At 74.3% G+C, this 19,002-nt stretch carries 19 protein-coding genes and 1 pseudogene; 9 read left to right on the forward strand and 11 right to left on the reverse strand.

Translation table 11 applies throughout. The features are described 5' to 3' along the window. The first annotated feature begins 109 nt into the window (after positions 1–109). The 3 genes from ABZ809_RS29595 (at position 110) to ABZ809_RS29605 (ending at position 3,382) form a co-directional block, all read left to right on the forward strand. A complete protein-coding gene (locus ABZ809_RS29595; RefSeq protein ID WP_357565900.1) occupies positions 110–895 on the forward strand; it encodes an RNA ligase family protein in 786 nt (261 codons plus the stop codon). 145 nt (positions 896–1,040) lie between these two features. Beyond that, entirely contained in the window at positions 1,041–2,588 is a 1,548-nt protein-coding gene (locus tag ABZ809_RS29600) for a cellulose binding domain-containing protein (RefSeq protein WP_357565901.1), read from the forward strand. Between the two features lie 206 nt (positions 2,589–2,794). After that, complete coding sequence (locus tag ABZ809_RS29605; protein ID WP_357565902.1) at positions 2,795–3,382, forward strand: ATP-dependent endonuclease; 588 nt, start codon at positions 2,795–2,797, stop codon at positions 3,380–3,382. A 9-nt stretch (positions 3,383–3,391) separates the two neighbouring features. Here the strand turns inward: ABZ809_RS29605 and ABZ809_RS29610 are convergent. From ABZ809_RS29610 to ABZ809_RS29625, 4 genes and pseudogenes are all read right to left on the reverse strand, one after another. Then, positions 3,392–3,478: pseudogene (locus tag ABZ809_RS29610) on the reverse strand (GNAT family N-acetyltransferase); the annotation flags it as partial. A gap of 192 nt (positions 3,479–3,670) precedes the next feature. Beyond that, positions 3,671–4,444, reverse strand: coding sequence for a cation transporter (locus ABZ809_RS29615; protein WP_357565903.1), 774 nt, complete (start codon positions 4,442–4,444; stop codon positions 3,671–3,673). Beyond that, entirely contained in the window at positions 4,444–4,773 is a 330-nt protein-coding gene (locus tag ABZ809_RS29620; protein ID WP_357565904.1) for a metalloregulator ArsR/SmtB family transcription factor, read from the reverse strand. Before ABZ809_RS29620 ends, ABZ809_RS29615 begins: the two co-directional genes overlap by 1 nt. 64 nt (positions 4,774–4,837) lie before the next feature. Further along, the gene (locus ABZ809_RS29625) at positions 4,838–5,146 is read right to left on the reverse strand and encodes a hypothetical protein (protein ID WP_357565905.1); all 309 of its coding nucleotides are present in this window, start codon (positions 5,144–5,146) and stop codon (positions 4,838–4,840) included. Here ABZ809_RS29625 and ABZ809_RS29630 point away from each other — a divergent pair. Together ABZ809_RS29630 and ABZ809_RS29635 are read left to right on the forward strand one after the other, a co-directional pair. Further along, on the forward strand, positions 5,145–5,789 hold the full coding sequence (locus tag ABZ809_RS29630; RefSeq protein WP_357565906.1) for a thioredoxin domain-containing protein: 645 nt from the start codon (positions 5,145–5,147) through the stop codon (positions 5,787–5,789). The two genes, ABZ809_RS29625 and ABZ809_RS29630, sit on opposite strands and share 2 nt — an antisense overlap. Then, on the forward strand, positions 5,786–6,418 hold the full coding sequence (locus ABZ809_RS29635) for a vitamin K epoxide reductase family protein (RefSeq protein ID WP_357565907.1): 633 nt from the start codon (positions 5,786–5,788) through the stop codon (positions 6,416–6,418). Before ABZ809_RS29630 ends, ABZ809_RS29635 begins: the two co-directional genes overlap by 4 nt. Here the strand turns inward: ABZ809_RS29635 and ABZ809_RS29640 are convergent. Beyond that, positions 6,309–6,611 carry a hypothetical protein gene (locus ABZ809_RS29640; protein ID WP_357565908.1) on the reverse strand — a complete coding sequence of 101 codons (303 nt, stop codon included), beginning with the start codon at positions 6,609–6,611 and terminating at the stop codon, positions 6,309–6,311. The genes ABZ809_RS29635 and ABZ809_RS29640 overlap by 110 nt on opposite strands. A 169-nt stretch (positions 6,612–6,780) precedes the next feature. Between ABZ809_RS29640 and ABZ809_RS29645 the strand changes: the two genes are divergently transcribed. From ABZ809_RS29645 to ABZ809_RS29655, 3 genes are read left to right on the forward strand one after another with little or no spacing between them, the layout of a single operon-like run. Further along, positions 6,781–7,305, forward strand: coding sequence for a PadR family transcriptional regulator (locus ABZ809_RS29645; RefSeq protein ID WP_357565909.1), 525 nt, complete (start codon positions 6,781–6,783; stop codon positions 7,303–7,305). Next, complete coding sequence (locus ABZ809_RS29650) at positions 7,302–7,982, forward strand: ABC transporter ATP-binding protein (protein WP_357565910.1); 681 nt, start codon at positions 7,302–7,304, stop codon at positions 7,980–7,982. The genes ABZ809_RS29645 and ABZ809_RS29650 overlap by 4 nt, the downstream gene beginning before the upstream one ends. Before the next feature lie 56 nt (positions 7,983–8,038). Beyond that, complete coding sequence (locus ABZ809_RS29655; RefSeq protein ID WP_357565911.1) at positions 8,039–10,312, forward strand: ABC transporter permease; 2,274 nt, start codon at positions 8,039–8,041, stop codon at positions 10,310–10,312. Between the two features lie 29 nt (positions 10,313–10,341). On the opposite strand, the gene ABZ809_RS29660 is transcribed toward ABZ809_RS29655, so the two are convergent. From ABZ809_RS29660 to ABZ809_RS29680, 5 genes are all read right to left on the reverse strand, one after another. Then, positions 10,342–11,511 (reverse strand): (Fe-S)-binding protein, encoded by a 1,170-nt coding sequence (locus ABZ809_RS29660; protein ID WP_357565912.1) that lies wholly within the window; start codon positions 11,509–11,511, stop codon positions 10,342–10,344. Next, positions 11,508–12,893 carry an FAD-linked oxidase C-terminal domain-containing protein gene (locus ABZ809_RS29665; protein ID WP_357565913.1) on the reverse strand — a complete coding sequence of 462 codons (1,386 nt, stop codon included), beginning with the start codon at positions 12,891–12,893 and terminating at the stop codon, positions 11,508–11,510. The genes ABZ809_RS29660 and ABZ809_RS29665 overlap by 4 nt, the downstream gene beginning before the upstream one ends. A 199-nt stretch (positions 12,894–13,092) precedes the next feature. After that, complete coding sequence (locus ABZ809_RS29670) at positions 13,093–13,890, reverse strand: sugar phosphate isomerase/epimerase (protein WP_357565944.1); 798 nt, start codon at positions 13,888–13,890, stop codon at positions 13,093–13,095. Positions 13,891–14,013: 123 nt separating this feature from the next. After that, positions 14,014–15,123, reverse strand: a complete 1,110-nt coding sequence (locus tag ABZ809_RS29675; protein ID WP_357565945.1) for a dihydrodipicolinate synthase family protein — start codon at positions 15,121–15,123, stop codon at positions 14,014–14,016. Positions 15,124–15,226: 103 nt separating this feature from the next. Then, positions 15,227–16,378 carry a Gfo/Idh/MocA family oxidoreductase gene (locus ABZ809_RS29680; protein WP_357565914.1) on the reverse strand — a complete coding sequence of 384 codons (1,152 nt, stop codon included), beginning with the start codon at positions 16,376–16,378 and terminating at the stop codon, positions 15,227–15,229. A 296-nt stretch (positions 16,379–16,674) separates the two neighbouring features. Here ABZ809_RS29680 and ABZ809_RS29685 point away from each other — a divergent pair, with 296 nt between their 5' ends. Continuing rightward, on the forward strand, positions 16,675–17,712 hold the full coding sequence (locus ABZ809_RS29685; protein ID WP_357565915.1) for a LacI family DNA-binding transcriptional regulator: 1,038 nt from the start codon (positions 16,675–16,677) through the stop codon (positions 17,710–17,712). A gap of 45 nt (positions 17,713–17,757) precedes the next feature. On the opposite strand, the gene ABZ809_RS29690 is transcribed toward ABZ809_RS29685, so the two are convergent. After that, positions 17,758–18,957: an erythromycin esterase family protein gene (locus ABZ809_RS29690; protein WP_357565916.1), complete on the reverse strand. Its 1,200-nt coding sequence runs from the start codon at positions 18,955–18,957 to the stop codon at positions 17,758–17,760. Positions 18,958–19,002: the final 45 nt, after the last annotated feature.

The raw sequence follows: 19,002 nt of genomic DNA on the forward strand, positions 1-19,002 counted from the left end.
GGCGGGGGCCGAAAATGGCGCGGGTCGGACCGGCGCGGCCGGATACGCTGCCCGCCCCACGCCGCACCGCGAACCGGTGCGGCGCACCCCTCCACGTGAAGGAGCTGCCGTGTCCCGCCTCGACGTCCGGACGGTCGACCTGCGCGCGATCAACTCGCTGACCAAGTACCCGTCGATCCCCACCTACCACGCCCTGGACCCCCGCAACGGCGGGCTGCTGGCGGAGTGCGTGGCGTTCACCGGGCCGGTCACCCTCACCGAGAAGATCGACGGGACGAACGCCCGGATCGTCGTGCTGCCCGGCGGCGCGTACCTGATCGGCAGCCGCGAGGAACTGCTGTACGCGCGGGGCGACCTGATCGGCAACCCCGCGCTGGGCATCGTGGACGCCCTGCGCGACGTGGCCGACCGGCTGACCCACGCGGCGTCGGACGACCGGATCACGGTCTTCTACCTGGAGGTGTACGGCGGCAGGGTCACCGCCGCCTCCCGGCACTACACCGCCGACCGCCAGGTCGGGCACCGACTCTTCGACGTGGCCGTACTGGACGACCCCACGCCGATGCTCGACTGGCCGGCGCAGCGGATCGCCGCCTGGCGCGACGGCGGCGGGCAGCGCTTCCTCGGCGAGGCCGACCTCGTCGGGCGGGCCGACGCGCTGGGCCTGCCGACCGTGCCCCGGCTGGCCACCGTCCCTGCCGGAGACCTGCCCCGCGACATCGAGGGCATGCACACGTTCCTGGCCGACCACCTGCCCCGGACCCTGGTGGCCCTGGACGGGCCGGCCGGCCGGTCCGAGGGACTGGTGCTCCGCGCAACGGACCGCTCGGTCATCGCCAAGGCGCGGTTCCAGGACTACGAGCGCACCCTGAAGCGCCGCGTGGCCCGGCGCTGACCCCGGGTGTAAGGAAGGGGCCCTTCCTATCGCCTGGGCGATAGGAAGGGCCCCTTCCTTACAAATCGATCTGGACAACTACAGTTAACAATCCTAATAATTGTGCATCCGTCGATCCGACGGCCCTCGTACCCGGGAGGTCCGGATGCGTCGCCCTGCCCGAAACCTGTTGCTGGCCGCCGTCGCGGCCCTCGCCACCGTAACCGCCACCACGCTGACCCTGGCCGCGCCGGCCCACGCCGCCGGCCCGACCGCCACCTTCGTCAAGACCGCCGACTGGGGCACCGGCTGGGAGGGCCGCTACACCGTCACCAACGGCGGCCCGAGCACCATCACCGGCTGGCAGGTGGCCTTCACCCTGCCGCAGGGCACCACCCTCGGCTCGTACTGGGACGCCAAGCTGAGCAGCGTCGGCCAGCGGCACACCTTCTCCAACCTTTCGTGGAACGGCACCATGGCCCCCGGCGCCTCGGTGTCGTTCGGGTTCCTGGCCACCGGCTCCGGCTCCCCCACCGACTGCACGCTCAACGGCGCGCCGTGCTCCGGCGGCACGCCGACCACCCCGCCGACGACCACGCCACCGACCAGCGCCCCGCCGAGCACGCCGCCGCCCACCACGCCACCGCCGACCACTCCGCCGCCGACCACTCCGCCGCCGACGGGCGGGCTGCCCCGGCACGCGCTGATCGGCTACCTGCACGCCAGCTTCGCCAACGGCTCGGGCTACCTGCGGATGGCCGACGTGCCCGCCGACTGGGACATCATCAACCTCGCCTTCGGCGAACCCACGACGGTCACCTCGGGCGACATCCGGTTCCAGCTCTGCCCGGCGGCCGAGTGCCCGGGCGTCGAGACCGAGGCCGAGTTCATCGCCGCGATCCGTGCCAAGCAGGCGCAGGGCAAGAAGGTGCTGCTCTCCATCGGCGGGCAGAACGGCCAGGTCCAGCTCACCACGACCGCCGCCCGGGACACCTTCGTCCGGTCGGTGGCGGCCATCATCGACAGGTACGGCCTCAACGGGCTCGACATCGACTTCGAGGGCCACTCGCTCTACCTGAACACCGGGGACACCGACTTCCGCAACCCGACCACGCCGGTCATCGTCAACCTGATCTCCGCGATCCGCACCCTCAAGCAGCGGTACGGGTCGGGCTTCGTTCTCACCATGGCGCCGGAGACGTTCTTCGTCCAGCTCGGCTACCAGTACTACGGTTCGGGCCCGTGGGGTGGACAGGATCCGCGCGCGGGGTCGTACCTGCCGGTGATCCACGCGCTGCGCAACGACATCACCGTGCTGCACGTGCAGGACTACAACTCGGGGCCGATCATGGGGCTCGACAACCAGTACCACACCATGGGCAGCGCGGACTTCCACATCGCGATGACCGACATGCTGCTCGCCGGCTTCCCCGTCGCCGGCAACGCCGACCGGGTGTTCCCGCCGCTGCGCGAGGACCAGGTGGCCTTCGGTGCCCCGTCCTCCCCCAGCGCCGGCAACGGCTACCTCGCCCCGGCCGGGGTGCAGGCCGCGGTGAACTGCCTGGTGCGGGGGCAGAACTGCGGCTCGTACGCTCCGCGCAGCGGCACCAACCCCGCCTTCCGGGGCCTGATGACCTGGTCGATCAACTGGGACCGGTTCTACGCCTGGGAGTTCCGCCTGAGCCACGGCCCGTTCCTGCGGTCGCTGCCCTGACCCCGGCGCCGCCGTCCGGGCCACCCGCCCGGACGGCGGCGGCACACCGGTCGCGCCGTCCGGGCCGCCGTAACCCGGTTGCGCGGCCCGGGCGGGTCGGCCCACGATCGGCGGGCGGGCCCGGGCCGGACGGACGCCCGGCTGCGGGCACGGTGCCGAGCCGGCCGGTCGGTCACCGGGGCCACGACCGGCGATGGGAGGCGATCGTGCGAACCGTCCGCGAGGTGGCAGCCGGGATCGACGCGCGGGCCGTGGTGCTCGTCGAGGGGGCGAGCGACCGGGTGGCCCTGGAGACCCTCGCCGCGCGCCGGGGCCGGGACCTCGACGCCGACGGCGTCCGGGTCGTGTCGATGGGCGGCGCGACGAACATCGGCCACTTCCTCGACCGACTCGGCCCGGCAGGCCGGGGGCTGCGGTTGGCCGGCCTCTACGACGAGGCCGAGGAGAATTTCTTCCGGCGGGGACTGGAACGCTGCGGCCTCGGCGCCGACCTGTCCCGGGCCGGCATGGCCGCTCTCGGGTTCCACGTCTGCGTCGCCGACCTGGAGGACGAGCTGATCCGCGCGGTCGGCGTCGACGGGGTACGGGACGTGCTCACCGCCGACGGCGAGCTGCGCTCGTTCCGGCTGTTCCAGCGACAGCCGGCCCAGCGGGGACGTCCCGTCGAGGCCCAGTTGCACCGGTTCATCGGCACCCGGTCCGGCCGCAAGAGCGCGTACGCGCGCCTGCTGGTGCAGGCGCTGGAGCCGGACCGGGTGCCCCGCTCACTCGACGCGGTGCTCGCCTGCGTCTGACCGGACGCCCCGCCACTCGTGGGCGAGGAACTCCTCGGCCCGCCAGGGCTCCAGGGGACGCAGCTCGGCGTCCTCGGTCAGGGACAGGGCGAACACGACTGACATGCGCATGTTGTCCGCGTCCTCCGGCAGGTTACGGAACCGAGCGCTCGTGCTGACAGCTCGGTGCCGGTCACCCGCGCTACCGACACGAGCTGACGTGACCAAGCGGCTGGAGCTACCCGGCGACGCTTCGGCCGCCTCCAGTGGCGAAGGCCGTGCGCACCGGCGCGGGTATCCGGCGCAGCCTCATGACGGCGTCGCGCAACACGAGCAGCCCGGCCGGCAAACGCACGCGTCCGCCGCACCGGCGGCGGCCGTGGCCGCCCCAGCCGGCACGTCACCGGTTGCGGTGGCACGCGTGGTGGCGCGCAGGGCAGCGTTCGGTGCGCAGCAGGTGTCGCCCTTCCATGCCTCGCGGCCTTCCTTGACCGCGACGGCGGCGATGACCAGGGCGGCGATCGGGTCGGCCCAGGACCAACCGAACAGGCTGTTGACCGCCAGGCCGACGAGCAGGACCGCGGACAGGTAGGTGCACAGCAGGGTCTGCTTGGAGTCGGCCACCGCCGAGCGGGAGCCGAGTTCGCGGCCGGCGCGGCGCTGTGCGTACGACAACATCGGCATGATCAGCAGCGACAGCCCCGCCAGGGCCAGGCCGACGGTGGAGTGCTCGGCGTCGGCGCCGCCGAGCAGGGCGCGCACCGACTCGACGGTGACGTACGCGGCGAGGGCGAAGAACGAGACGGCGATGATGCGCAGTGCCGTCTTCTCCCGGGCTTCGGGGTCGCGGCCGGCGAACTGCCATGCCACCGCGGCCGCGGATGCCACCTCGATGATCGAGTCCAGGCCGAAGCCGATCAGGGCCGTGGATGAGGCGATCGTACCGGCGGTGATCGCCACGACCGCCTCGATGACGTTGTAGGTGATCGTGGCGGCGACGAACAGGCGCACTCGCCGGGTGAGCAGCGCGCGCCGGGCGGGCGAGGGCCCGGCCGGGTTGACCTGGATCAGCGGCAGGCTCATCAGCAGCAGCCCTTCTCGCCGGAGTCCGGGCACGCGGCCGGGTCGACAGCGAGCACCAGGCCGAGCAGGTCGCCCAGGGCGTGCGCCAGGCGCGGGTCGGCCAGTTCGTAGCGCGTGCGCCGCCCCTCGGGTGCGGCGACTACCAGGCCGCAGCCGCGCAGGCAGGTGAGATGGTTGGACAGATTCTGCCGGGTGGTGTTGAGCAGCACGGCCAGCTCCGCCGGATAGCCGGGCCCGTCGCGCAGGGCCAGCAGCAGCCGGGCCCGGGTGGGGTCGCTCAAGGCGCGCCCGAAGCGGGCCAGCACCTGCCCGTCCGTCAAGGTCTCCACCCGACGACAGTACACCTAGCGCTGTACTAACGACAGCGAGGCGGGGCCACCTCACAGCGAACCCTCAGCCATGACTCAGCCACAGAGTAAAGCGCTCGCTGTATCCTCGCCGAGATTCCGGCACATCGCCCGAGCGGACGGGCACGCCGACGAAAGGGACGCTGATGGCGGCGAACAAATCCAACGCTCGCAGACGCACGCCCAAGGCACCGGTGGGTGCCGGCGGCACCCGGACCGGTCGTCCGGGTTCGGGTGCGCCCAGCGGCGACACGAAGTCGGCCCACACGGCGGGCGCGGCCCCGTCCAGGGCCGCCCAGTCGGCCAAGGCGGCCAGGGCAGCAAGGGCGACGCGCCGGATGCGCAAGACGGGCATGAGTACGAACCTGAAGGTGACCCTCGGCGTGCTGGCCGTCGCGCTCGCCGTGCTGGCCGGCGTGGTGCTCGTCAACCGTGGCGGCGACACCACGCCGACGGCCGCGGCGGAGGCGGTGGTGCGACCGGACAGCCACCGGCTGTCCACCGCGGCGGACGGCAAGACCACGGTGGTGGAGTTCCTCGACTTCGAGTGCGAGTCCTGCTTGGCCGCCTACCCCGGGGTGGAGAAGCTGCGCGCCGAGTACGGCGACCGCATCACCTACGTGGTGCGGTACTTCCCGATCGCCAGCCACCCGAACGCCTACAACGCCGCGCACGCCGCCGAGGCCGCCGCCCGGCAGGGCAAGTTCGAGCCGATGTACAAGAAGCTGTTCGACACCGCGACGGCCTGGGGCCACCAGCAGCAGTCGCAGGCCGCCGTGTTCGAAGGCTACGCCCAGGAGCTGGGCCTGGACATGACCCGCTTCAAGGCCGACGTGGCCAGCGCGGAGGTCGCCGCCCGGGTCAAGGCCGACGCCACCGACGGCGAGGCGCTCGGCGTGCAGGGCACCCCGACGTTCTTCATCAACGGCGAGAAGTTCGACGGCCGCCCCGACTACGACGGCCTCAAGGCCGCCATCGACGCCTCGCTGAACTCGTGACCACCACCCGTGCCAGCGCGGCCGCTCAGCACGCGCCCGGCGACACATCCACGCTGAGCGACCGGGTGATCGGCTGGACGCTGACCATCGGCGGGATCGTCGGCGCCCTCGCCGCGTTCGTCCTCGCCGTCGAGAAGATCGCCCTGCTCGAAGACCCCGGCTATACGCCCACCTGCTCGATCAACCCGATCCTGTCCTGCGGCTCCATCATGGCCACCGGCCAGGCCGAGGTGTTCGGGTTTCCGAACCCGCTCATCGGCCTGGCCGCCTTCCCCGTCGTCGCCGCCGCCGGCGCCGCCCTGCTCGCGGGCGCCCGGCTGCCCCGCTGGTGGTGGCTCGCTCTGCAGGCCGGCACCGTGTTCGGCGTCGTGTTCGTGCACTGGCTGTTCTTCCAGAGCCTCTACCGCATCGGCGCGCTGTGCCCGTACTGCATGGTCGTCTGGGTCGCCATGATCGTGCTGTTCACCTACGCCACCCTGCACAACCTCGAACGCGGTCACCTCCCGGCGCCGCGCCGGCTCACCGCCACGCTGCTGCGGGTGCACAGCGCCATCCCCACCACCTGGCTGCTGATCCTGACCGCGCTGATCGGCGTGCGGTTCTGGGACTACTGGCGCACCCTGCTCTGACGTGGCGCAGTGGACATGCCGGCCGATGAGCGTCACCTGCCGGTGGCGCGTGGGCGTACATGATCACGGCGACGCCGAGCAGGCAGATGACGGCACCGATGAGGTCCCAGCGGTCGAGCCGCCCGCGGCGGCGGCCCAGTGGGCGCTGCGGCGCCGGCGCAGCCATCGCATGTCCCGCGCGGCGCAGGCTCATGCGGGCTCTTCCTGGGGCGCTCGGCGGTGCCGATGGTCACGTCGAGCCGCAGTACGACGGTGAGCCTGCGCCCAGGCACAGGGTGCATGCGGCGGCTCGGGCTGGCGATCGCACGAACCACCCGCCTCGCTATACACCTCGCGTATACGCGAGGTGTATAGTCCCGGGCATGTCGATCGGACAGACCTTCCTCGGCCTGCTGGAGGCCACCCCCCGGCACGGCTACGACATCAAACGCCTCTACGACGAGCGGTTCGGCCACGCCCGCCCGCTCGCGTACGGGCAGGTCTACGCGACCCTCTCCCGGCTGCTGCGCGGCGGGCTGGTCGAGGTGGACGCCGTGGAGCCGGGCGGTGGGCCGGAGCGCAAGCGCTACGCGATCACCGAGGCCGGCGTCACCGACGTGGCGCAGTGGCTCGCCCGGGCCGAGAAGCCCGAGCCGTACCTGCAGAGCACCCTCTACACCAAGGTGGTGCTGGCCCTGCTGACCGGCCGCCCCGCCGCCGACGTGCTCGACGTGCAGCGCGCCGAGCACCTGCGGATGATGCGCGAGCTGACCCGCCGCAAGCGCGACGGTGACCTCGCCGAGCAGTTGGTCTGCGACCACGCGCTGTTCCACCTGGAGGCCGACCTGCGCTGGCTGGAGCTGACCGCCGCCCGCCTCGACGAGCTCGCCGCGACGGTGCGGTCGTGACCGCACCGCTGCTGGTCGCCGAGGACCTGCACCACTCGTTCGGCCCGACCCGGGCGCTCGCCGGCGCCAGCCTGCGCGTCCACCCGGGCGAGGTGCTGGCCGTGATGGGCTCGTCGGGCTCCGGCAAGTCCACCCTGCTGCACTGCCTCGCCGGCATCACCCGGCCCGACTCCGGCCGGGTGTGCTACGCCGACCGGGACCTGGCCGCGCTGGGCGACGCCGAGCGCAGCGCGCTGCGCCGGGAGGAGTTCGGCTTCGTCTTCCAGTTCGGCCAGCTCGTGCCGGAGCTGACCTGCCTGGAGAACGTGGCGCTGCCGCTGCGGCTGAGCCGGGTCGGTCGCCGGGAGGCGGAACGCCGGGCCGCCGGGTGGCTGGACCGCCTGGAGGTCGCCGAGGTGGCCGGCAAGCGGCCCGGCGAGGTCTCCGGCGGGCAGGGGCAGCGGGTGGCGGTCGCCCGGGCGCTGGTCACCCGGCCACGGGTGGTCTTCGCCGACGAGCCGACCGGCGCGCTGGATTCGCTCAACGGGGAGCGGGTCATGCGGCTGCTCACCGCCGCCGCCCGGGACAGCGGGGCGGCCGTGGTGCTGGTGACCCACGAGGCGCGCGTCGCCGCGTACTCCGATCGGGAGGTCGTGGTGCGCGACGGCCGCGCCCGGGACCTGGAGGTCGCGGCGTGAGCGCGAGGAGTGAGCCGGTTCTGCGAGCCCCGCAGTCGCGAACGAAGGCAGGTGCCGTGAGCCGGCTGCGGCACGGCGCGGCCGACCTGGCGATGGGCGCCCGGATGGCGTTCACCGGCGGCCGGGACGGCTGGCTGCGGGCGGCGCTGACCGCGGTCGGCGTCGGGGTGGGGGTGGCGATGCTGCTGCTCGCCGCGGCGGTGCCCGGCGCGCTGGACGCCCGGCAGGCGCGCGGCGACGCCCGCGACGACCTGCGGATGGGCGAGCAGATCCCGGCCGCCGCGAACACACTGCTGGTCCGCCAGATTCACACGGAGTTCCGCGAGCAGCCGGTGCGGGGCCGGGTGCTGCGGCCCGAGGGTCCGGCAGCGCCCGTGCCGCCCGGGGTGTCCGCGCTGCCGCGCGCCGGCGAGGTGGTGGTCTCCCCCGCGCTGCGCGACCTGCTCGGCTCCGCCGACGGCGCGCTGTTCGCGCCCCGCCTCGGCGGGGCCACGGTCACCGGCGTCATCGCCGACGAAGGGCTGGCCGGCCCGCACGAGCTGGCCTACTACCTGGGCAGCGACACCCTCACGGCCGACGACGCGGCCCGGCTGGACGCCTTCGGCGGCGGGCTGCCCGGCGAGGCCTTCGACCCGGTGCTGATGGTGCTCGTGGTGGTCATCTTCGTGGTCCTGCTGCTGCCCATCGCGGTCTTCCTCGGCGCGGCCGTGCGGTTCGGCGGGGAGCGCCGCGACCGGCGGCTGGCCGCGCTGCGGCTGGTCGGCGCCGACGCCGCGATGGTCCGCCGGATCGCCGCCGGTGAGGCAGCCGCCGCGGCGCTGCTCGGCGTCGCGGTCGGCGGCGTGCTCTTCGCCCTCGGCCGGCAGGTGGTGCCGCTGGTCACCCTGATGGACCTCAGCGTGTACGCCGCCGACGTGCGCCCGCCGCTGCCGCTGGTGGCGGTCGTCGTGGTGGCGGTGCCCGCCCTCGCCGTCGTGGTGACGCTGGTGTCGATGCGGGCCGTGCTGGTCGAGCCGCTCGGGGTGGCCCGGCGCGCGACGCCGGTGCGCCGCCGGCTGGCGTGGCGGCTGCTGCTGCCCGCGGCCGGGCTCGGGCTGCTGCTGGCCGGCGCGGCCGGCATCGCCCCGCTCGGCAGCGAGCGGCAGACCGCGGCCGGCGCCGTGCTGCTGCTGGTCGGCGTGGTCACCCTGCTGCCCTGGCTCACCGACCTGCTGGTACGCCGGCTGCGCGGCGGCCCCGTCGCGTGGCAGCTCGCGGTGCGCCGCCTCCAGGTCGACAGCGCCGCCTCGGCGCGGCTGGTCAACGGCATCGCGGTCGCCGTGGCGGGCACCATCGGGTTGCAGATGCTCTTCGCCGGCGTCGCGGACCGGTTCACCTTCGACACCGGGCAGGACCCGTCCCGGGCCCAGGTGCACGTCCAGCTTCCGGAACGACCGGACCCGGCGGCGGCGCTGGACCGGCTGGCCGCCGCCCCCGGGGTGACCGGAAGCAACGCCACCCTGGGCACCGTGGTGACCGTCGACGAGCACCACGGTGTGCTGCGGATCGGTGACTGCGCGGCGCTGGCCGAGTTCGCCCGGCTCGACCGGTGCGCCGACGGCGACGTCTTCCTGGTCGCCGACTCGGAGGGCCGGCCGGCCGGCATCGTGCCCGGCGACACCGTCGCGGTGGCCGACGCCCCGGGGACGACCTGGCAGGTCCCCCGCGCCGCCCGGGAGGCGCCGGCCCGCGCCGACCCGTCCGGCTTCCAGCAGGCCGGCCTGCTGGTCACCCCCGGCGCGGTCGACACGGCCCGGCTGGGTCCGCTGCGCGCGGACGTCTACCTGCGGCTCGCGCCCGACCGGCCGGACGCGGTGGAGCACGTCCGCAACGCCGCCGCCGGCATCGACCTCTTCACCCCGGTGCTCACGCTGACCGGGAGCCGGCAGGCCACCCAGTTCGTCAACGTCCAGCGGGGCCTCTACATCGGTGCGGTGGTCACCCTCCTGCTGATCGGGGCCAGCATGCTGGTCGGCGTGCTGGAGCAGCTCCGGGAGCGCCGCCGGCTGCTGGCGATGCTGGTCGCGGTGGGCACCCGGCGCTCCACGCTGAGCTGGTCGGTGCTGTGGCAGAGCGCCGTGCCGGTGGCGATCGGGCTCGCCCTGGCGGTGGTCTTCGGGCTCGGGCTCGGCGCGGTGCTGCTGCGGATGGTGCGGACGCCGGTCGCGGTCGCCTGGCCGGCGCTGGGCGTCTCGACCGGGCTCGGGGCGGCGGTGGTGCTGCTGGTCACCGGGCTCAGCCTGCCGGTGCTGTGGCGGCTCACCCGCCCGGACGGCATCCGTACCGAGTGATCGCCGGCGCCGGCCCGCCCCCGGGCGGGCTACGGCGACTCGACGAGGGCGAGCAGCTCGGCGAGGTGCACGGCCCGTACGGCGGACCGGCGCCGGCGCAGGCCGGTGCGCAGTTGCCGCAGGCAGCCCGGGTTGACGGCCACCACCAGGTCGACCCCGGCGGCCTCGATCTCGTCGAGCTTCGCGTCCAGGATCCGCCGCGACTCCTTCGGCCGCAGCAGCGAGTACGTGCCGGCGGCGCCGCAGCAGGTGGCCGCCGAGGGCAGCTCCACGTGGTCGGCGACCTGACGCAGCAGCGTCCGGGGCTCGGCGAAGACGCCGAGGCCGTTGCGCAGGTGGCAGGAGTCCTGGAGGGCTACCCGGGCGCGCCGGCCGGCCACCCGCAGCTCGGCCCCCGGGGGCCGGTCGGCGAGCCAGGTGGACAGTTCGCGCACCCGGTCCCGGCCGAGTACGGAGGCCAGGTGCGCGGCGCAGCCGCCGGAGGTGGTGACGATCGTGCCGGGCAGGTCCGCGCCGAGGCGCTCGGCCAGCCGCTCGCCCCCGGCCAGGTCGCCGTTGTGGGCGTGCAGCGCGCCGCAGCAGCCCTGCCCGGTGGGGGCGGCCAGCTCGGGGGCGAGCGCGTGCGCCGCCCGGCTGACCGCCGGGTAGAGCCCCCGCTCGACGCAGCCCAGCATGAGCTGCGCGCCCGGCACTCCGGCCGGGTCCGGCGCGGACGTGGCCGGGGTGGGCGTGGCCGGGGTGGGCGTGGCCGGGGTGGGCGTGGCCGGGGTGGACGTGGCCGGGGTGGGCGTGACCTGTGGTGGGGTGGCGGCCCGGCCGCGGGCGGCGCGGCGGACGAGGCCGGACAGCCGCAGCAGCCAGCGCTGCTCGACGAGCAGCATCAGCGCCCGGGCCACCAGCGGTCGTCGCCAGCCGCGCCACTGGTGTACCCGCCACTGCTCCAGCAGGCTGCCGTACTCGACCCCGGCCGGGCAGACCGGCTCGCAGGCCCGGCAGCCCAGGCAGAAGGAGGACTGCTCGGCGAGGGTGTCGTCGTCCGGCGGCAGGGTGCCGTCCTGCAACGCCCGCATCAGGGTGATCCGGCCGCGCGGCGAGGACGCCTCGTCGCCGGTCATCGCGTACGTGGGGCAGGCCGGCAGGCAGAACCCGCAGGAGATGCAGCGGGACAACTGCTCCGGGTCGAACACGTCGCCGGTCACGAGCCCAGCTTTCCGGGGTTGAGGATGCCCGCCGGATCGAAGGCGGTCTTGATCCGGCGCAGCAGGGCGAGCTGGTCGTCGCCGAGGCGGGCGGCGAGGAACGGCAGCTTCGCCGCCCCCACCCCGTGCTCGCCGGTGATGGTGCCGCCGAGGTCGAGGGCGGCGGCGAAGACGTCGGCGAACGCGGCCTCGGCGCGGCGTACGGCGTCGTGGTCTTCGGCCGAGTCGAGCACGCAGGTGGGGTGCAGGTTGCCGTCACCGGCGTGGCCGAAGGTGGCGATGGCGACGCCGTGCCGGGCGGCGATGGCGTCGATCCGGTCGACCATCTCGGCGATCCTCGGCCGGGGCACGGTCGCGTCCTCCAGGATCGTGACCCCGCCCCGGCGGGACAGCGCCGGCAGCGCGCACCGGCGGGCGGCCAGCAGCGCCTCGGCCTGGGCTACCTCGCGGGCCGTGGTGACCTCCACCGCGCCGGCCTCGACGCAGGCCGCGCCGATCCGGTCCAGGTGGGCGGCGACCAGGTCGGGTGGCCCGTCGTCGCCGAAGAGCAGCAGGGCGCCCGCGTCGGCGCGCAGCCCCAGGTGGGCGAAGTCCTCCACGGCGACGATGCAGGCCCGGTCGAGGAACTCCAGCGTCGCCGGCACCACCCCGGCCCGGATCACCCGGGCGACCGCCTCCCCCGCGTCGGCGAGCGTCGGGAAGTACGCGACCCCGGTGTTCGTCGACGCCGGGGCGGGCAGCAGCGCCACGGTGGCCTCGGTGATCACGGCGAGGGTGCCCTCGGAGCCGGTGAGCAGCCGGGTCAGGTCGTAGCCGGCGACGTCCTTCCACAGGCGACCGCCGGTGCGGATCACCTCGCCGGTGGGCAGCACCGCCTCCAGGCCCAGCACGTAGTTGCGGGTCACCCCGTACTTCAGGCCGCGCAGGCCACCGGCGCAGGTGGCGATGGTGCCGCCGACGGTGGCGACCGTACGGCTGCCCGGGTCGGGCGCCCACAGCAGGCCCCGCGCGGCGGCCGCGTCGGCCAGCGCGGCGCTGGTCACGCCGGGCTGCACCCGGGCGAGCAGCTCGTCCGCGCTGACCTCCAGGATGCTCGTGAGCCGGGTCAGCACCAGCACGATCCCGCCGCGCAGCGGCACGGTCGCGGCGCACAGGTTGGAGCCCGCGCCGCGGGGCACCACGGGCACCCCGTGCCGGGTGGCCAGCGCCAGCACCGCGGCGACCTCGGCGGTGTCGGCCGGGAAGACCACGGCGTCGGGGCGGTGCGAGAACAGGGGCGTCGCGTCCCGCGCGTACGCCACCAGGTCGCCGGCCCCGTCGTGCACGTGCGAGGGACCGACGATGCCGCGCAGCTCGGCGAGGACGGTCGCGGACAGCGCCATGCCAACCCTTCCCGGCGCCGGCCCGCGCCCGTAGGTTTTTGCCGACGATCTGCCTGATGGTCGGCGACAGTTTTCAGCCGATCATAGAGAGCCGGGGCCGGTCAGGTGAAGGTGCCGCTGTCGGACGATCCGTCCTTCCCATCCTCGTCGGGCTGCGGCCGGCCGGCGGAGGTCCGCCACGCCGGCCGCAACCCGGTGGTCAGGCGACGTGGTGCAGGTATCCCGCGACGGACGCGTCGAGGACCTCCCGGCCGGGCCGGGCCCACACCTCGGCCGAGAAGACCTCCACCTCGACCGGCCCGGTGTAGCCGGCCGCGTCGACGGCCTCCCGCAGGCGGCGCAGCTCGATGCAGCCGTCGCCCGGCAGGGCCCGGCCCAGCAGCACCCCCTCGGGCAGCGGGGTGACCCAGTCGCAGACCTGGAACGCGGCGATCCGCTCGCCCGCCCGGGCGATCTGCGCGTACACCGTGTCGTCCCACCACACGTGGTACGCGTCGACGACCACCCCGACCACGCCCGGGTCGAACCGTTCGGCGATGTCGAGCGCCTGGCCGAGGGTGGACACCACGCAGCGGTCGGCGCAGAACATCGGGTGCAACGGCTCGATCGCCAGCGTCACCCCGGCCGCCGCCGCGTGCGGGGCCAACTCGGCGATGGCGTCGGCGACCTGCCGGCGGGCGCCGTCGACGTCCCGGCTGCCCGCCGGCAGCCCGCCGGAGACCAGCACCAGGACCGAGGTGCCGAGGGTGGCGGCCTCCTCGATCGCGCGCAGGTTCTCCTCCCGCCAGCCGTCGGCCGTGAAGAACCCGCCCCGGCAGAGCGAGGTGACCTCCAGGCCGGCGTCACGGACCAGCTTCGCGGCGCGGCCCAGCCCGTACTCGGCGACCGGCTCCCGCCAGAGCCCGATCCCCGGCACGCCGGCCGCCACGCAGCCGTCGACCACCTCGGGCAGCGGCCAGTGCTGCGACGTGGCCTGGTTGAACGAGAACCGTTCCAGCCCACTCACTGGTTCACCCCCGTTCGCGACTGCGGGGCTCGCAAACCCGGCTCACTCCTCGCGCTCACCGAGCCACCCCCGTTCGCGACTGCGGGGCTCGCAAACCCGGCTCACTCCTCGCGCTCACTGGTCCACTCCCGCCACCGTGAACAGCGCCCGCGCGCGGGCGGCGGCCAGGTCCGCGTCGGGCAGCAGCCCGGCGGCGTCGGCGAGGGTGAGCAAGGTGGCCAGGTGCTCCGGCGAGCGGCCGGACTGCGCCCCGCCGACCATCGTGAAGTGGTCCTGGTGCCCGGTCAGCCAGGCCAGGAAGACGATGCCGGTCTTGTAGTGCCAGGTGGGCGCCGCGAAGATGTGCCGGGCCAGGGGCACGGTCGGCGCGAAGATCCGGTCGTACGCCGCCAGGTCACCCTGGTCCAGCGCGGCCAGCGCGGCGGCGGCGGCCGGCGCGATCGCGGCGAACACCCCGAGCAGCGCGTCGGAGTAGCCGCTCGCGTCACCCCGGATCAGCTCCGGGTAGTGGAAGTCGTCGCCGGTGTAGAGGCGCACCCCGGCGGGCAGCCGGCGGCGCAACGCCACCTCGCGGTCGGCGTCCAGCAGCGAGACCTTGATCCCGTCCACCCGGGTGTCGTGGGCCTTGATCAGCTCCACCACGGCGTCGGCGGCCTCGTCGAGATCGGCCGACCCCCAGTAGCCCGTGAGCGCCGGGTCGAACATCGGGCCGAGCCAGTGCAGCACCACCGGCTCTTCGGCGACGGAGAGCAGCTCGTCGTACACCCCCAGGTAGTCCTCGCGACTGCGGGCGGCGGCGGCCAGGTGGCGGCTGCACATCAGCACCGGGCGGGCCCCGGCGGCCCGTACGTCGTCGAGCTGTTCGTGGTAGGCGCGGGTGACCTCGGCCAGGGTCGCCGGGCCGGGCGGAAGCTGGTCGGTGCCGACCCCGGCGACGATCCGGCCGCCGACGGAGCGGGCCTCGGCGGCACTGCGCCGGATCAGCTCCCGGGTGGCCGGGTAGTCCAGGCCCATGCCGCGCTGCGCGGTGTCCATCGCCTCGGCCACCCCGAACCCGTACGACCACAGGTGGTGCCGGAAGGCCAGGGTCCGGTCCCAGTCCAGCACGGCCGGGGCGCCCGGGATGTTCTCGGCCGTCGGATCGGCCACCACGTGCGCGGCGGCGTACGCGATCCGGCTGGTCGGCGGCCCGGCGGGGTGCGGGAAGCCGGCGCCCCCGGCCAGCCGGTACCGCCGCCCACCGGGCAGCACCACCTCATTGCTCGCGCTCACAGCGCCACCTCCGTTCGCGACTGCGGGGCTCGCAACCCCGGCTCACTCCTCGCGCTCACAGCTCCAGCTCCGGGATGTCCAGGCGGGCGCCCTCACGCGCCGACCGCAGGCCAAGCTCGGCGAGCTGCACGCCGCGCGCCCCGGCCAGGAAGTCCCACGGGAACGGCTCGTTGGCGACGACGTGCCGCAGGAACGCCTCCCACTGCACCTTGAACCCGTTGTCGAACTCCTCGTTGTCCGGCACGTCCGTCCACTGCGAACGGAACGGCTCGGTGGCCGGCAGGTCGGGGTTCCACACCGGCTTCGGGGTGACCGCCCGGTGCTGCACCCGGCAGTTGCGCAGCCCCGCCACGGCGCTGCCCTCGGTGCCGTCGACCTGGAACTCGACCAGCTCGTCGCGGTGCACCCGGACGCACCAGGAGGAGTTGAGCTGCGCCACCACGCCACCGTCGAGCTCGAAGATGCCGTACGCGGCGTCGTCGGCGGTCGCCGGGTAGGTGCGGCCCGCCTCGTCGACCCGCTGCGGCACGTGCGTCGCGGTCAGGCAGGAGACCGTCCGCACCCGGCCGAAGAGTTCCTCCAGCACGTAGTGCCAGTGCGGGAACATGTCGACGACGATGCCGCCGCCGTCCTCGGTCCGGTAGTTCCAGGACGGGCGCTGGGCCGGCTGCCAGTCGCCCTCGAAGACCCAGTAGCCGAACTCGCCCCGCACCGACAGGATCCGCCCGAAGAAGCCGCCGTCGATGAGCCGCTTGAGCTTGCGCAGCCCGGGCAGGAAGAGCTTGTCCTGCACCACCCCGGTACGCACCCCGGCGGCGCGCGCCGCCCGGGCCAGGTCGAGGGCGCCCGCGGTGTCCTCGGCCAGCGGCTTCTCGGTGTAGATGTGCTTGCCCGCCTCGATCGCCCGGCGGATCGCCTTCTCCCGCTGCTGGGTGACCTGCGAGTCGAAGTAGATCTCGACGTCGTCGCGGGCCAGCGCGGCGCTCAGGTCGGTGGTCCAGTCGGTCAGGCCGTGCCGTTCGGCGATCTCGCGCAGCTTGGTCTCGCTGCGGCCGACCAGGACGGGCTCGGGCCAGATCGACGTGCCGTCGGCCAGGGGCACGCCGCCCTGCTCGCGGATGGCGAGCAGGGAGCGCACCAGATGCTGCCGGTAGCCCATCCGGCCGGTGACGCCGTTGACGATGATGCCTATCGACCTGCGGGTCATGGTGTTCCTTCCCTCCGCGGGCGCCTCCGACCAGAACGGCGATGGGCGGCGACCCTCTTCCACGCCTACGCCGCCGCCCGGAGGTCCCTGGCGGCGGAGGTGAGGCAAGCGCTTTCCTGGCAGCGTAGGGAACGCTTCCCCACTCAGGCAAGAGGCCACCCGGCCCTGTTACGCGGCACTCACCGCCGGCTACGCCCCAAGGTCACCTGCGGGACCGGCGTAAGGCTTTCGCTACGGTACGGTGACGATGGCCGGCACCCGGGCACGGCCGTCGAGAAGCGACCGAGGGGGCGGCAGTGGCGACCCTGTCCGACGTGGCCCGGCGGGCGGGAGTATCCCCCGCGACCGCTTCCCGGGTGATCAACGGCAGCAGCAAACCCGTCACCGAGGAACTCCGCGAGCGCGTGCTCCAGGCCGTCGCCGAGTTGCAGTACGTGCCGAACGCACACGCCCAGTTGCTCGCCCGCTCGCACCGCACGGCGGTGGGAGTCATCGTGCACGACGTGTCCGACCCGTACTTCGCCGAGATCACCCGGGGCCTGCAACGGGTCGCCGCCGACCAGGGCCGGCTGTTGATGATCTGCAACAGCTACCGCGACCCGGACCGCGAGCTGGAGTACGTCGAGCTGCTGCGCGGCCAGCAGGTCGCCGCGATCATCCTGGCCGGCTCGGGTTACCACGACGCCACCTTCACCCGGTTGCTCAACGAGAAGCTCGCCGCGTACGAGGCGACAGGCGGGCGGGTCGCGGTCATCGGCCGGCACGAGCACTCCGGCGACGCGGTGATGCCGGACAACCGCACCGGCGGCCGGCTGATCGGCGCGGAGCTGTACGAACTGGGCCACCGGGAGATCGGGGTGGTGGCCGGGCCGGCGGTGCTCACCACCACCACCGACCGGCTCACCGGGCTCCGCGAGGCCCTCGCCGCGCACGGGCTCAGCCTGCCCGAGCACCGCGTACGACACGCCGCGTTCGACCGCGACGGCGGCGTCACCGCCACCGCCGCCCTGCTCGACGCCGAGCCGGAGCTGACCGCCATCGTCGCGCTCAACGACTCGATGGCGATCGGCGCGCTGACGCTGCTGCGCTCCCGGTCGGTGGCGGTGCCCGCGCAGGTCTCGGTCGTCGGCTTCGACGACATGCCGATCGCCCGGGACGTCACCCCGGCACTGACCACCGTCCGGCTGCCCCTGGTCGAGATGGGTGCGCGCGCGATGTCGCTGGCCCTCGACCCGGGAGCGGCGGCCCCCCGCGTCGAGGTGCTGCCCGCCGAGATGGTGCGCCGCGACAGCACCGGGCCGGCGCCCGAGGTCACCCCGGTCCGCTCCCGGTGAGCCGGCTCCGCGCCGACCGACTCCTGGTCGTCGGGTGCCGGGACGCTAGCCCTGCCGGGCGTCCCTGACGAACACGATCCCGTCGGTGCCGGCCAGCTGGGCGGGATCGAGCGGGGCGTAACCGAACCAGGGCGACACCCGGGCAGGCGGCGGCGGGTCGGCGAGGGCGGTGGCCAGCCGGCGGGCGTCGACGACGTACCGTTCCTCCGGCAGCGCGTACAGCAGCCCTTCGACGGTGTCGGCGGGTGGGGCGTCCACGCCACGGTGGCGGATCGTGCCGAGGGCCGTGGCGAGGAAGGCGTACTCCTCGCCCAGGTGGGCGCTGACGAGCGCGCCGGCGCTCCACCAGTGCACCGGCAGGTCGCCCATCCGCATGCTGCTGCGCGGCCGCTGGAGGTGGCTGTTGTGGGCGTGCACCAGCGCCGGCCCCCGTTCGGCGACGGCGAGCAGGTTGGCCGCCATCATCGAATCCCGCACGCCGAGCAGCCGGGCCATCCGGGCCGGTGACGTGTCGGCCATCGAGAAGTGGTAGCGCAGCAGGCCGGTGGCCGTACGCCCGTACAGGCGGGCCCGGTGCCAGTCCTCCCGCGAGGACGCCGCGATCAGGTGTGGCGTCTGCTCGTCGAGCAGGGCCACCAGTTCGTCGGCGAGCAGCCGCAGGCGGGCGGCCTCGGGCGTCCGCCCCACGGACCGGGACGGGTCCATCATCACGGCGGGATCGGTCCACCGGTCGTCGGCGCCGAGGAGCCCGTCCAGCGTCTGCGCGGCGCAGGGCAGCAGGTCGGCGTCGACCCGGGCGGCGAGGTACGCGTGCAGTGCGGTGAGCGCCTGCCGGGGGCTCGCGGCGCCGGTGATCTCCAGCGGGCCGTCGATCCCGGCGAAACGCACCTGCTCCGATGCGGGCCGGCCCTCGTTGTGGGCGCGCATCCAGCGCACCAGCTCCCGGTTCGCCGCGTGGGCGCCGAACCCGTGGCTGAAGCCGCGTGCCATGACGTCGTCGAGACGGCCCGCACCCGAGGTGACGTGGTCGTCCACGACCAGGCCCAGCAGGCAGTCGCTCTCGATCGCGATCGTCCGGTAGTGCTCCCGCTCGACGAGTTGCCGGAACAGGTCGTTGCGCAGTTCGAGCAAAGTCTCCTCGCCGTGGGTGGGCTCGCCCAGGGCGAGCAGCCTCGGCCGGGCGGGGAGCAACCCCAGGACGGTGGCGTGGCCGACGGCGTGGGCGGCGCTGGTGATGCCAGTCATGCCCTCAACGGTATCTTTGAACCAACGGTGGAAACTTCTCGTCGG

Source organism: Micromonospora sp. NPDC047074, assembly GCF_040643815.1.
GTDB lineage: Bacteria > Actinomycetota > Actinomycetes > Mycobacteriales > Micromonosporaceae > Micromonospora.